At 68.8% G+C, this 13,724-nt stretch carries 13 protein-coding genes and 1 tRNA gene; 8 read left to right on the top strand and 6 right to left on the bottom strand.

The window, feature by feature from the left end:
• The first annotated feature begins 30 nt into the window (after positions 1-30).
• Complete coding sequence (locus CQ047_RS12320; protein ID WP_105675654.1) at positions 31-1,782, top strand: 2-isopropylmalate synthase; 1,752 nt, start codon at positions 31-33, stop codon at positions 1,780-1,782.
• A 28-nt stretch (positions 1,783-1,810) separates the two neighbouring features.
• Here the strand turns inward: CQ047_RS12320 and CQ047_RS12315 are convergent.
• The 4 genes from CQ047_RS12315 to CQ047_RS12300 all read right to left on the bottom strand — a co-directional run bounded on the left by CQ047_RS12315 (position 1,811) and on the right by CQ047_RS12300 (position 4,509).
• Positions 1,811-1,887: transfer RNA gene (locus tag CQ047_RS12315), tRNA-Arg, on the bottom strand.
• A 34-nt stretch (positions 1,888-1,921) separates the two neighbouring features.
• The gene (locus CQ047_RS12310; RefSeq protein WP_105675652.1) at positions 1,922-2,419 is read right to left on the bottom strand and encodes an HNH endonuclease; all 498 of its coding nucleotides are present in this window, start codon (positions 2,417-2,419) and stop codon (positions 1,922-1,924) included.
• Positions 2,420-2,737: 318 nt separating this feature from the next.
• The gene (locus CQ047_RS19195) at positions 2,738-3,550 is read right to left on the bottom strand and encodes a M23 family metallopeptidase (RefSeq protein ID WP_105675650.1); all 813 of its coding nucleotides are present in this window, start codon (positions 3,548-3,550) and stop codon (positions 2,738-2,740) included.
• A 257-nt stretch (positions 3,551-3,807) separates the two neighbouring features.
• Positions 3,808-4,509, bottom strand: coding sequence for a metal-dependent transcriptional regulator (locus CQ047_RS12300; RefSeq protein ID WP_105675648.1), 702 nt, complete (start codon positions 4,507-4,509; stop codon positions 3,808-3,810).
• Positions 4,510-4,608: 99 nt separating this feature from the next.
• Here CQ047_RS12300 and serC point away from each other — a divergent pair, with 99 nt between their 5' ends.
• Entirely contained in the window at positions 4,609-5,721 is a 1,113-nt protein-coding gene (serC, locus tag CQ047_RS12295; RefSeq protein ID WP_105675646.1) for a phosphoserine transaminase, read from the top strand.
• A 72-nt stretch (positions 5,722-5,793) separates the two neighbouring features.
• Here the strand turns inward: serC and CQ047_RS12290 are convergent, their stop codons facing one another.
• On the bottom strand, positions 5,794-6,585 hold the full coding sequence (locus CQ047_RS12290) for a DUF3027 domain-containing protein (RefSeq protein ID WP_105675644.1): 792 nt from the start codon (positions 6,583-6,585) through the stop codon (positions 5,794-5,796).
• Positions 6,569-6,949 carry a cold-shock protein gene (locus CQ047_RS12285; protein ID WP_105675642.1) on the bottom strand — a complete coding sequence of 127 codons (381 nt, stop codon included), beginning with the start codon at positions 6,947-6,949 and terminating at the stop codon, positions 6,569-6,571. The genes CQ047_RS12290 and CQ047_RS12285 overlap by 17 nt, the downstream gene beginning before the upstream one ends.
• Positions 6,950-7,040: 91 nt before the next feature.
• Here CQ047_RS12285 and CQ047_RS12280 point away from each other — a divergent pair, with 91 nt between their 5' ends.
• The 6 genes from CQ047_RS12280 to CQ047_RS12255 all read left to right on the top strand — a co-directional run bounded on the left by CQ047_RS12280 (position 7,041) and on the right by CQ047_RS12255 (position 13,610).
• Positions 7,041-7,310, top strand: coding sequence for a multidrug ABC transporter ATPase (locus CQ047_RS12280; protein WP_105675640.1), 270 nt, complete (start codon positions 7,041-7,043; stop codon positions 7,308-7,310).
• 7 nt (positions 7,311-7,317) lie between these two features.
• A complete protein-coding gene (locus CQ047_RS12275; protein ID WP_105675638.1) occupies positions 7,318-9,021 on the top strand; it encodes a helicase-associated domain-containing protein in 1,704 nt (567 codons plus the stop codon).
• 28 nt (positions 9,022-9,049) lie between these two features.
• Positions 9,050-10,690, top strand: a complete 1,641-nt coding sequence (locus CQ047_RS12270; protein WP_105675636.1) for a DNA repair helicase XPB — start codon at positions 9,050-9,052, stop codon at positions 10,688-10,690.
• Positions 10,691-10,770: 80 nt separating this feature from the next.
• Positions 10,771-11,457: a response regulator transcription factor gene (locus tag CQ047_RS12265; protein ID WP_105675635.1), complete on the top strand. Its 687-nt coding sequence runs from the start codon at positions 10,771-10,773 to the stop codon at positions 11,455-11,457.
• Positions 11,458-11,496: 39 nt separating this feature from the next.
• Complete coding sequence (locus CQ047_RS12260; RefSeq protein WP_105675633.1) at positions 11,497-13,197, top strand: cell wall metabolism sensor histidine kinase WalK; 1,701 nt, start codon at positions 11,497-11,499, stop codon at positions 13,195-13,197.
• Between the two features lie 125 nt (positions 13,198-13,322).
• Positions 13,323-13,610, top strand: coding sequence for a WXG100 family type VII secretion target (locus CQ047_RS12255; RefSeq protein WP_105675631.1), 288 nt, complete (start codon positions 13,323-13,325; stop codon positions 13,608-13,610).
• Positions 13,611-13,724: the final 114 nt, after the last annotated feature.

Here is a 13,724-nt window from a genome sequence, read left to right as displayed (position 1 = left end):
TTGTCTGAGGAGTTGCTACGTTCTTCAGGCATGACCTCCCGCACGTTCCCCACTCTGTCCACGCCATCAGGGCCGGTGCCCGCCGACGCACCGCACTGGAACCGCCAACGCGGCTCGCAGATGCCATCGCACCGCTACCTCTCCGTCCACGACCGCGTCCCGCTCCCCCTCGCCGAGCGGAACTGGCCGATGCGCCGGCTCACCGCCGCCCCGCTGTGGGTGCCCGTCGACCTGCGCGACGGAAATCAGGCCCTCGCCGAGCCGATGGACCCGGCCCGCAAGCGTCGCTTCTTCGAGCTCATGGTCGCGATGGGCTACAAGGAGATCGAGGTCGGCTACCCCTCCGCCTCGCAGACCGATTTCGACTTCGTCCGGCTCCTCGCCGAGACCGACCTGGCCCCCGAGGACGTCACGATCGTCGTGTTCACCGCCGCCAGGACCGACCTCATCGAGCGAACGGTGGCCTCGGTCGACGGCATCCGCAACCCTGTCGTCATCCACGTCTACACCGCGACCGCACCCATCTGGCGCGATGTCGTGCTCGGCCGATCCCGTGCCGAACTCAAAGAACTGATCCTCGATGCCGGGCGCGACGTGCTGTCACTCGCCGGAGACCACTCGAACGTGCGCTTCGAGTTCTCGCCCGAGGTCTTCAACCTGACCGAGCCCGACTACGTGCTCGACGTCTGCGACGCCATGACCACGCTCTGGGACGCGACGCCGGAACGACCCGTCATCCTGAACCTGCCCGCGACCGTCGAGATCGCCTCGCCGAACGTCTACGCCGACCAGATCGAGTACATGCACCGCAACCTCGCGAGGCGCGACGGCGTCATCCTCTCGGTGCACCCGCACAACGACCGCGGCACCGGAATCGCCTGCGCCGAGCTCGCCGTGCTCGCCGGCGCCCAACGGGTCGAAGGATGCATCTTCGGCAACGGTGAGCGCACGGGCAACGTCGACATCGCCACTCTCGCTCTCAACCTGCACGCGCAGGGCGTCGATCCCATGATCGACTTCTCCGACATCGACGAGATCCGCCGCACGGTCGAGCACTCCAACGGCATCGAGGTGCACGCGCGGCATCCCTACGTCGGCGATCTCGTGCACACGGCGTTCAGCGGCACGCATCAGGACGCGATCAGGAAGGGCCTCGCCGAGCACCGTGCCCGCGCGGCACACGAGGGCGTGGCCGAGAAGGATCTCGCCTGGCGCGTGCCCTACCTGCCGATCGACCCGGCCGATCTCGGACGCGGCTATGACGCCGTGATCCGCGTGAACTCGCAGTCGGGCAAGGGCGGGATCGCCTACCTGCTGGAGACCGGGTACGGAGTCGAGCTCCCCCGGCGACTCCAGATCGACTTCGCTCGCCGGGTGCAGGCGCAGGCGGATGCCGCAGGAGCCGAGTTCTCCCCGGAAGAGCTCTGGGCCCTGTTCACGGAGAGCTACGTCGACCGCGGCGCGGCGGAGACGCCGGAGCTCGTGCACTACCGCGTGGACGACGGGCAGACCGAGATCGCGCTGCGCATCGACGGCGTCGACATCGCGCACCGCACGGATCGGGTGGGCCCCGTGGAGAGCCTCGTCGCCGCGCTGGCGAGCGGCGGCATCCAGGTGGACGTGCTCTCGCTGCACCAGACCAGCATCGGACACGGAACCGACAGCGATGCGCTCACCCTGATCGAGTACCGCATCGGAACGGAGAGCGGATGGGCCGCCGGCCGCGCCAGGTCCGTGCTCGACGCCACCTTCGCGGCGGTCCTGCGGGCGGCGGTCGGCTGACGCGCTGCACCGTCTTGTTGCGTCGTCGTGGTGCCCTCGACAGGATTCGAACCTGCGACCTGCCCTTTAGGAGAGGGCTGCTCTATCCTGCTGAGCTACGAGGGCCTACGACGATTCTACGGGAACCGTCGAGCACCCTTTACGCGGCGAGGGCGAGGTACGGCTCCCAGCGCGGGTCGCTGCGCTCGGAGCCCCGAACCGTCCACGACGTGCCATGCGGAGGGCGCGGCGTGAACCGCAGCTCCCAGTGCATCTCCTGCGGCGTGCGGTTGCTCTTCACGTTGTTGCAGCGCAGGCAGCAGGCGACGAGGTTCTCCCAGGAGTCCGCACCGCCGCGGGAACGAGGGAGGACATGGTCGATCGTGGACGCCGCCTTGCCGCAGTAACCGCACCGGTGATTGTCCCGGCGCAGCACGCCCCGTCTCGTCACCGGCGCGCGCCTGCTGAGCGGGACGCGCACATAGCGCGACAGGATGATGACCGCCGGTCGATCGTAGACGCCGTGGCTCCCCCAGACGGGATCGTCGTCCACCCTCTCGATCACCGTGGCCTTGTCGTTCATGACAAGGACCAGGGCTCTCTTGAAGGACACGATGGCCAGAGGCTCGTATCCGGCGTTCAAGACAAGTGTGCGCATCATCATCCTCTCGATCCGCCGGGACGGCTTCCCGGCACTCTCGACTCACACGAGCCGCACGATGATCGAGTGGACGCGGGGATGAAAAAAGGCGCTGTCTACAGACAGCGCCTTTCGCGCACGGCAACACCGTGGCATCCCTGCGGCCGATGCTGAAGGACGTGACGACCGAGGGCATCCATGGTGCGGATGCTCGGTATTCGTTCCATCAGCCTCTCCCGTCAGTGCGACAACGGGTTCAGGCTAACCCATTCCACGGGGTGCAGGGCGAAACAGAGGGTGAACGCCCGAAGGCGTGTCAGCGATGGATGCCGTGGATCAGCCGGCGTTGGCGGCGAGCCAGCCGATCGGCTCCTGCAGGGTTCCGCTCACCTTGACCTCGAAGTGCAGGTGGTTCGCGGTCGATCGCCCCGTGCTGCCGACGAAGCCGATGAGCTGCCCGGCTGCGACCGTCGCGCCGACCTCGACCTGGCGAGTGCCGTAGGTCATGTGCCCGTAGGTGGTCTCGAGACGCTGACCGCCCACGACGCTGTCGATGACGATACCCACGCCGTAGCCGTAGTAGTTCTCGGAGGACACGCGCACGACGCCGGCGGCCGCCGCGTAGATCGGCGTCATCGCGGGGGCGCACATGTCGGCCCCGTTGTGCGCGCCGCCGAGGGTGCGGCTCACCGTGTAGGAGCCCTGCGGAAGCGGATAGCGCACCTCACCCGATCCCGGGGAGACCAGTGCGTACTTGCTGAGATCGACGCCTGTGGCGACCGAGGCGGTCTTCGCCGCTGCCGCCGCACGGGCAGCAGCCTCTTCCTCAGCCTTCTTCTTCGCGATCTCTTCCGGCGTGGTGGCGGTGAAGCTGCCGTGCTCGAGAGGAGCCGACGTGGCCACGGACGCGACGACGAGCGACTGCGCATCCTCCGCCGCGAGCTGCTGCAGGGTGGCCGCGGTGTCGGCGGGCTTCGACGATGCGTACGCAGGAAGGGCGACAGCCGCCACCAGAGCGCCGACCGCTCCGAAGATCACGACCGAACGGAGCGGCTTGACGACCTTGCGGGCCGGGCCGCGAGCATCGCCACGACGGGCGACTGCGCGGTCTTCGATTGTCTTCAGGGGCGGTTCGATGTCTGCGGCCAAAACGTAATCCTCCTGCGCCTGCACGCTTCGGGTAGCGCTGGCTCGTCGGCACTCTGTTCTCGTGGCACGAATGTAGCTCGGGGTACTTTGTGCGTTCCTACCGTGAAGACGACGAGCCTGGAAGGCGATCCTCGCGGGTAACCGTCAACGGGCTTCTTCGCTGACGACCTGTCCGAGGTTACCGGAAGATAACGGTCGTGTCACCCCGAGAACCTGTTAATCCCCCGGGCGGGGTCAGCGGTGATCCGTCGACAGGGTCAGCTGGGCTCGCCGACGAGGAAGATGTGCGACGCGAGCTCGACGGGGAGCTCGAGCCCCTCGTCCTTGCCGTCCATCTGGATCAGCACGTAGCCCTCGTTGAAGCGGTAGTCGCCCTCGGCACCGGGCACGACGCCCGCATCCCTGAGCTGCTCGAGGAGCTCGGGGTCGACCTGAGCAGGCTCGGCGAGACGACGCACCGTGCCCTTGATGGGCTCCCCTGCCGCGTTGAGCTTCTGCACGAGACCGATCACGCCCTCGTCGAACGTGCGGGCGGGGACGTCTCCGAGCTGGTCCAGTCCGGGGATCGGGTTGCCGTACGGCGACTCCGTCGGGTGGCCGAGCAGCTCGACCAGGCGGCGCTCGACCTGCTCGCTCATCACGTGCTCCCAGCGGCAGGCTTCTTCGTGCACGTAGGCCCAGTCGAGGCCGATCACGTCGGAGAGCAGGCGCTCGGCGAGACGGTGCTTGCGCATCACGTCGACCGCCTTGCGGCGTCCGGATTCGGTGAGCTCGAGGGTGCGGTCCTCGGAGACGACGACGAGACCGTCGCGCTCCATGCGCCCGACCGTCTGCGAGACCGTGGGGCCCGAGTGCCCCAGACGCTCGGAGATGCGAGCGCGCAGCGGCACGATGTTCTCCTCCTCGAGTTCGAGGATGGTGCGGAGATACATCTCCGTGGTGTCGATCAAGTCCGTCATCTGGCCCTCCGGGTCTTCTTAGGCAAGCCTACATTCCCGCGGGGACATCGAGGCGTCATGCGGCGAAACCCCGGAGAGCGCGCACCCTAGAATCGACCCATGGCGATCGAGATTCCCCGAGACCTCCTGCCCGCTGACGGCCGCTTCGGATGCGGCCCCTCAAAGGTGCGCCCCGAGCAGCTCGACGCGCTGCTCGCCGCCGGAGCAGGACTGCTGGGCACCTCGCACCGCCAGGCGCCGGTGAAGAACCTCGTCGGCAACGTGCGCGAGCAGCTGGCCGCGCTGTTCCGCCTTCCCGAGGGCTACGAGATCATCGTCGGCAACGGCGGATCCACGGCGTTCTGGGATGCCGCGGCCTTCGGCCTGATCGAGCGTCGCAGCCAGAACCTGGTGTTCGGCGAGTTCGGCGGCAAGTTCGCCGCGGCCGCTGCGGCCCCCTGGCTGGAGGCTCCCGACGTGCGCACGTCGGCGCCCGGCTCCCGCTCGGCCGCCGAGGTCGTCGACGGGGTCGACGTCTACGCCTGGCCCCACAACGAGACCTCCACGGGCGTCGCCGCCCCGATCGAGCGCGTCGCCGCAGAGGGCGCTCTCACCGTGATCGATGCGACCAGCGCGGCCGGCGGCATCGACTTCGACGCCGCGCAGGCCGACGTCTACTACTTCGCGCCGCAGAAGAACCTCGGCTCCGACGGCGGTCTCTGGTTCGCCGCGGTCTCTCCCGCCGCGATCGAGCGGATCGAGCGGATCGCGGCATCCGACCGCTACATCCCCGAGTTCCTCAGCCTGAAGAACGCGGTGGACAACTCCCGCCTCAACCAGACGCTGAACACCCCCGCGCTCACGACTCTGCATCTGCTCGAAAGCCAGCTCCGCTGGATCCTCGCGAACGGCGGGCTGTCCTGGGCCGCCGCCCGCACGGCGGAGTCGTCCGGTGTGCTCTACGACTGGGCCGAGGCGACGCCGGTGGCGACTCCGTTCGTAACCGACCCCGCGCACCGCTCCCCCGTCGTCGTCACGATCGACTTCGACGAGAGCATCGACGCCGCCGCGATCGCGAAGACCCTGCGGGCGAACGGCATCGTCGACACCGAGCCGTACCGCAAGCTGGGGCGCAACCAGCTCCGCGTGGCCACCTTCGTGTCCATCGAGCCCGACGACGTGCGTCAGCTGACCCGCGCCCTGGACTACGTGCTGGAGCACCAGAGCGCCTGAGCGCCGCCTGAGACGAAAGAAGAAGGGGGCCGCGTGTTCACGCGGCCCCCTTCTACATGCTCCTGACGGAGATCACTCCTCTTCGTCGGACCCTCGGCCCTCGGAGTCGGTCACATCGTCGTCAGACTCGTCTTCGTCATCGTCATCCGACTCGTCATCGTCGTCGTCCGACTCGACGTCATCTTCGTCGTCGTCATCTGACTCATCGTCGTCATCGTCGTCATCCGACTCATCGTCGTCATCGTCATCGTCGTCGTCCGACTCATCGTCGTCGTCATCTTCGTCATCGTCGTCGGACTCGTCATCGTCGGACTCGTCGTCATCGTCGGACTCGTCGGACTCGACGGAGTCGTCGAGCTCGTCGATGTCGACGCCGTCGAGGTCGCCCGCGTGCAGGACACGCGTCTCCTCGATCAGCTCGTCCTCATCGATGTCGTCGATGTCATCGTCAGCATCCTCGTCGTCGGCGTCCTCGAGCTCCTCGGCGTCGACGATGTCGCCATCCGCGTCGACCGCCGCAGCGGCGGCCTGCTCGGCGAGTTCGACCTGGTGCGCGCGGTACTCGGCGAGGCGCTCGGCCCACGGCACCCATTCCGGCGCGAGCAGCGCGCCGTCACCGGGGAGCAGTTCCACCTCGAGCACGGTGGGCTCTTCGTCGTCGACCCGGTCGACCGTGACGGTCCAGTACCAGCCGGGGTATCCGGGAAGACGGTTCTCGAACCGCAGCGACACCGAGCCGTCCTCTTCGGGAAGGTAGCCCGCTGCGGGCCCGATGGACGACGCCGGAGTGATCTCGCGCAGAGCGTTCAGCGCGAGATCGTGGGCGTCGAGGAGACGCTGGTCGGCGTCAGGCTTCGAGGTCATCAGCGACCTTGCGGAGCACGGCGGCGATCTTGCGCCCGTGCGAGGAGGAGGGGTAGCGGCCACGGCGGAGGTCTCCGCCCATGCCGTCGAGCAGCTTCACGAGGTCCTCGATGATGATGGCCATGTCGTCGGCGGGCTTGCGCTTCGCCTTGGCGAGACTCGGCGGAGCCTCGAGCACGCGCACGGAGAGAGCCTGGAGTCCGCGCTTGCCGTCGGCGACCCCGAACTCCACGCGAGCACCCGCCTTCACGACCGTGCCCGCGGGCATGGATGATGCGTGCAGGAAGACGTCCTGGCCGTCATCGGAGGCGATGAAGCCGAAACCCTTGTCTTCGTCGTAGAACCTGACCTTGCCGGTGGGCATGGGGAAACCTCGCTGAATCGTACGGAAAGAAGGCACGCCCTCGGGCGGCCCCCTCAAGCCTACCGGTCGGCGACGCAGTAGGCTGAGAAGGATGAGCGCGCAGAATCCCGAACCCGAGGTCCGCCCGGTCGATCGCCTCCTGGCGTTCACCGCGCTGGGCATCGCCGCGGCATCCGTGATCTGCTTCTTCGCCATCATCATCGGCACGGCGGTCGGCATGAAGCAAGACGACTTCGGCGGCGGCGCCTGGCCGTTCATCGCCGCGATCCCCTACTGGGGCCTCCCGGTCGCGTTCGTGCTGATCATCGTCCTGCTGGTGATGAGCTTCATCCGGAAGGGTCGCGCGGCATCGCGGCCCTGAGGCGGACATGAGCGCGCACGCCCGACCACTGGCCGAATGGCTGGCCGCGGCGAGCGACGACGAGCTGGAGACGCTGTTCCGTGCGCGCGGCGTGCGGACGGATGCCGGCTGGCAGGACTTCTTCGACGCCGCCGAGGCGCTGCTCGACGCAGGATCGCTCTCGCGCATCCTGCCGCAGCTGACCGCCGCGGAGGCCTCCGCCCTCGCGCACGCGGCGCACGGCGGAGACGCGGGCGCCGAGCGCGAGCCCCTGACCGCCCTCGCGCTGCTTCGCCCTGACGGCACGCCGTTCGCCCCGGTCGCCTCCGCCGTCCTGGACCGCCCCGCTCCCGCTCCGGTACCCGAGACAGCACTCTCACCATCCGATCAGGCCGCGTCCGCGCATGCCGCCGAGCGCGCCTTCACGACCGTCGCCGCCGTCGCCGATCTGCTGCTCCTGGCGAGAGAGAACCCCCTCGGGCTCCTCTCGGGCGGGGGCATCAGCGCGGGTGAGAGGAAGCAGCTGGCGGAGAACGGCATCCCCGCCGACGCCGTCGACCCCCTGGTCGCCCTGGCGGTCGATGCGCGGCTGGCTCTGGCGGACGACAGGCGACTTCGCACCACCACGACCGCAGAGGAGTGGCTGCGCTCGTCGGCGGCCGCCCGCTGGAGCGACCTGGTCTCGGGCTTCCTGAGCACGCTGCCCCGCGGCATCCACACCCCTGCAGGCGGGTACCTACCTCCGGCGTCGTGGACGTTCGCGCATCCCTGGGACGCCGGCTGGCCCGAGCGCAGCGCCGCATTGGGCGAGCGCGCCCGGCTGCTCGGGCTGATCGCCGACGACGGCACCGAGCCGGTGTGGGCCGAGCCCGTGCGCGCCGGCCTCGCCCCCGACGCGACCGCACTCGCCGAGCTGCTTCCGGCCGAGGTCGACCGCATCTTCCTGCAGAACGACCTCACGGCCATCTCACCCGGCCCGCTCGCCCCCGCGCTCGACGTGAGGCTGCGTGCCATCGCGGCCCGCGAGTCCGCCGCGCAGGCCTCCTCCTACCGGTTCACCGGCGAGTCCATCGCTCGGGCCCTCGTCAGCGGCGAGACGGAGGAGTCGATCATCGGCTTCCTCGAAGACCTCTCGCTCACCGGCATCCCGCAGCCGCTGCGCTACCTCGTGGCACAGACGGCACAGCGCCACGGTCTGGTCAGGGTGTCGACGGATCCCGAGACGGGCCGCACCCGGATCGAGAGCGACGACCAGACCCTCATCCAGGCGATGGCGATCGATCAGGGCCTGCGACCGCTCGCCCTCGCGAAGCACGTCGACTCACTCACCACACGCGTCGGGCGAGACACCGTCTACTGGGCGCTCACCGATGCCCGCTACCCCGCGACCCCGGTCGACGAGCACGGGACCGTGCTCACCGGCGACCGCTATCCGCTCGTCGAGGCCTCGACGCCGGAGCGGCCGGACCATTCGATCCTCATCGCCGCGCTGCGGACCCGACAGGGCCCTGACGCGGATGCCGCATGGCTGGATCGCGAGCTGGAGGCCGCCGTGCGGGCCAGAGCGGTGCTCCAGGTGACCGTCGGCATGCCGGACGGCTCGACCAGGGATCTCCTCCTGGAGGCCACGGGCCTCGGAGGCGGCCGCCTGCGGGGACGCGATCGGGCTGCCGACGTGGAGCGCACGCTCCCCGTGTCCAGCATCCGCTCCGCGACCGTCGTGGCCCCCTGAGCGATGACGGGCGGTAAACTGGTCAGCTATGTCTGATGGCCCCCTGATCGTCCAGAGCGATCGCACCGTCCTGCTCGAGGTCGCCCACGCGGATGCCGAGAGCGCCCGACACGAGCTGGCGATCTTCGCCGAGCTGGAGCGCGCCCCGGAGCACATCCACACCTACCGGATCACCAGGCTCGGCCTCTGGAACGCCCGCGCCGCCGGGCACACCGCCGAGGACATGCTCGAGACGCTCGATCGCTGGTCGCGGTTCCCCGTGCCGCCGTCGGTCGCCGTCGATCTGCGCGAGACCGTGAACCGCTACGGCCGTCTCGTCATCGAGCGCGACGAGGAGGGCACGCTCATCCTGCGCTCCTCCGACCCTGCCGTGCTCACCCAGGTGGCGGGCAACAAGCGCATCCAGCCGCTGCTGATCGGCCACCCGGCACCAGACACCTTCGTCGTCGACGCCTGGGCACGCGGACAGATCAAGCAGGAGCTGCTGAAGATCGGCTGGCCGGCCGAGGACCTCGCCGGCTACACCCCCGGCACCCCGCACGAGATCGACCTCGCCGAGGACGGGTGGCAGATCCGCCCCTACCAGCAGGATGCCGTCGACGCCTTCTCCAAGGACGGCTCCGGCGTCGTGGTCCTCCCCTGCGGCGCGGGGAAGACGATCGTCGGCGCCGGGGCGATGGCCGCGACCAAGACGACCACGCTCATCCTGGTGACCAACACCGTATCCGCCCGCCAGTGGCGCGACGAGCTCCTCAAGCGCACGAGCCTCACACCGGAGGAGATCGGCGAGTACTCGGGCCAGGCCAAGGAGGTCAAGCCCGTCACCATCGCGACCTACCAGATCCTCACGGCCAAGAGGAAGGGGCAGTACGCGCACCTCGCGCTGCTGGACGCGCTCGACTGGGGCCTCATCGTCTACGACGAGGTGCACCTCCTGCCCGCCCCGGTCTTCAAGCTCACCGCCGACCTCCAGGCTCGCCGTCGCATCGGCCTCACCGCCACGCTCGTCCGGGAGGACGGGCGCGAGGGCGACGTCTTCAGCCTGATCGGCCCCAAGCGCTTCGACGCGCCCTGGAAGCAGATCGAGGCGCAGGGCTTCATCTCCCCGGCCGTCTGCTACGAGGTGCGCGTGGACCTGCCGCCGAGCGACCGGCTGGAGTACGCCGCGGCTACCGACGACGAGCGGTACCGGCTGGCGGCATCCGCCCCGGCGAAGATCGAGGCGGTGCGCGAGCTGATCGCCAAGCACCCCGGCGAGCAGATCCTCGTGATCGGCCAGTACCTCGACCAGCTCGACACGCTGTCGGAGGCGCTGAACGCCCCGCAGATCACCGGCGCGACGCCGATCGACGAACGCGAGGAGCTGTACCGGCAGTTCCGCGTCGGCGAGATCCAGCTGCTCGTCGTGTCGAAGGTCGCGAACTTCTCGATCGATCTGCCTGAGGCGTCGGTCGCCATCCAGGTGTCCGGCTCGTTCGGCTCCCGCCAGGAGGAGGCCCAGCGACTCGGGCGCCTGCTGCGTCCCAAGCAGTCCGGCCACACGGCGAGCTTCTACACGCTCGTCGCCCGAGACACGATCGATCAGGACTACGCCCAGAACAGGCAGCGATTCCTCGCCGAGCAGGGGTACAGCTACACGATCATGGATGCGGACGCCATCGCCGCCTGATCGGCCCCTCGCCGCACCCCTGACCCGCCGCTCCGGCGGATAATCAGGCAGAGCATCGCCCGAGTCACCATAATGGGGACATGACAGCACCGCGCATCCTGGTCGTCGACGACGAGCCGAACATCCGCGACCTCCTCTCCACCGGCCTCAGCTTCGCCGGGTTCCTGGTGAAGACGGTCGCCAACGGCGCCGCCACCATCTCGGCGGTGCTGGAAGAGGAGCCCGACCTCATCATCCTCGACGTGATGCTGCCCGACATGAACGGGTTCAGCGTCACCAAGAGGCTGCGCGGCGCGGGTTTCACCGCGCCGATCCTCTTCCTCACGGCGAAGGACGGCACCGAGGACAAGATCGAGGGCCTCAACGCCGGCGGCGACGACTACGTCACCAAGCCGTTCAGCCTCGACGAGATCGTCGCCCGCGCACAGGCCATCCTCCGCCGCACCATGCAGGCCGATGAGGAGTCGATCATCCGCGCCGGTGAGCTCTCGATGGACCAGGACACGCACGACGTGCAGGTGGGCAAGGAGTCGATCGAGCTGAGCCCCACCGAGTTCAAGCTGCTGCGCTACCTCATGCTCAACCCCAACCGCGTGCTGTCGAAGGCGCAGATCCTGGACCACGTCTGGGAGTACGACTTCAACGGCGACGCCGGCATCGTGGAGAGCTACATCTCGTACCTCCGCCGCAAGATCGACCCGCACACCGAGGAGTCGCTCATCCAGACCAAGCGCGGCTTCGGCTACATGCTCAAGGTCGGCAAGTAAGCAGCCGACCGCTCGATGACGCCACCCGTGGAGGACCGCATGGCGAGGAAGCCTGACGCGGTGACCCGCTGGTGGCGGGCGATCAGCCTGCGCGCCAAGGTCACCGGCGTCACGGTGGCCGTCCTCGCCCTCGGCCTGCTCGTCGCAGGGCTCGGGACGGTGCCGATCCTGCGGGGCACGCTGATCGGCAACATCGACTCCCAGCTTCCGTCGCTCGCCTCGTCGGATCTCGTCTCACGCTACTTCGAGGTGATGACCACCGACGACGGGGTGACGACGTACACCCAGTCACAGGAGACGCCCCGGGACTTCTTCCTCGCCGTGTACGACGGCGAGGGAGTCCTCCGGGGCACGACCGGCAACACGACGACGTCCAGCGGTTCGCCGATCTTCCCGTCGAGCTACTCGCTGCAGGAGGCGCTCGCGAAGGGCGATGTCACCTTCCCGTTGGACGGCACGAAGGGGACGAGCTTCCATGCCGCCGTCGCGAACGTGCCGGTCTCGGGCGGCGCCGTCCGCATCCAGCTCGTGGCGATGCCGCTGTCGGCCGCCGACCGCATCATCAGTCAGTTCTTCGGCATCTACATCACCGTCGCCCTGATCACGATCGTGATCGCCGCCCTCCTCATCCGCGGACTCGTGACCCTGACGTTCCGGCGCCTCAGTCAGGTCGAGTCCACAGCGATGTCGATCGCGGCCGGCAACTTCAGCCAGCGCCTCACCGACCTCGAGCCCACGACCGAGGTCGGCCGGCTCAACGCCGCCATCAACGCGATGCTCGACAGGGCCGATCATTCCCTCGCTCAGCGCGACCGCACGGTGCAGCACATGCGTCGCTTCATCGGAGACGCCAGCCATGAGCTGCGCACGCCGCTGGTGAGCGTGCGCGGTTACGCGGAGCTCTACCGGATGGGCGCGATCAAGGGCGAGGAGGACACGGCTCGGGCCATGGAGCGTATCGAGAAGGAGGCGATCCGGATGGGCGTGCTCGTCGAGGACCTCCTCGCCCTCGCCCGACTCGACGACGAGCGCGAGCTCGAGATCGTGCCCCTCGACCTCCGTCCGATCGCCCGTGACGCCGCTCTCGATGTGCGGGCGGCGGCCCCCGGTCGCACGATCACCGTCGTCGACGAGACTCTGAAGGCGCGGCTGAGCACGCCGACCCGGAGCATCCCCGTGACGCCCGCCGCGCAGCAGCCCGCACCCCGTGGTCTCTCGCGCGCCACTCTCGCGCGGCTGCGCCGTCGCCCCCGCACCACGACCGAGCAGATGCCGGCGATCGACTTCACCGAGGTGGCTGACGTGCCCGTGCGCACGCCCCCGATCATCCTGGGAGAGGAGAACAAGGTCCGCCAGGTCGTGGCGAACCTCCTCGGCAACGCCCGCCGGTTCTCCTCCGAGGACAGCCCGATCGAGATCGTCGTGGATGCCGATCGGATGCTCGGAACGGGCTCCATCGCCATCGTCGACCACGGCGAGGGCATCCCTCCGCAGATCCGCGAGCAGATCTTCGAGCGCTTCTGGCGTGCCGACACCTCGCGAGCGCGGGAGACGGGCGGCTCCGGTCTGGGCCTGGCCATCGTCGCCTCGATCGTGAAGGCACTGCACGGCAGTGTCGCGGTGTCCGAGACGCCGGGTGGCGGCGCGACCTTCACCGTCACGTTCCCCCTCGCCCCCTCGCGTGCGACACCCGAGCACCTGCTGGAGGACACGCAGCCTCTGGAGCCGCTCGACCTCTGAGCAGTGCTCCTGCACAAAGGTGTGACCTTGTGGGTTGCGCACAGGACCCGTGGAAGGGCGAGACCAGGACGACTGCCCTCGCCCCGCCTCTCGTAGCGTCGGAGACTCCAACGAGAGGAGAACCCATGTCCGTCTTCACCGTCGACACCGAGGCCGTCCGCGCGGCAGAGGCTGCCGCACGAGCCACCATGGAGCGTCTGCGGAGCGAGTCAGCGACCCTGATGGCGCAACTCGCTCAACTGCAGTCGTCCTGGATCGGCACCGCGTCCAACGCCTTCCAGGGCTGCGCTGAGGAGTGGCACGGCGCCGCCCGTCACGTCGAAGAGACCCTCGACGCGATCGGCAGCCGGCTGGGCGGCGCCGCGACGCAGTACGCGGATGCCGACCAGTACTCGGCCGGCCTGTTCCGCTGAGGCGACCTGCCTCCCTGCCTGTTCCCGTGTGGAGGTTCAGTCACGCCAGTTCAGACGCGCCCGTTCCGACACATCGGTTCAGACACGCCAGTTCCGACACGTCTGTTTCGACAC

Source organism: Microbacterium sp. MYb72, assembly GCF_002979415.1.
Taxonomy (GTDB): Bacteria; Actinomycetota; Actinomycetes; order Actinomycetales; family Microbacteriaceae; genus Microbacterium; species Microbacterium natoriense.
Note: the sequence above shows the minus strand (reverse complement) of the source record. Positions and strands in the feature narration are given on the sequence as shown.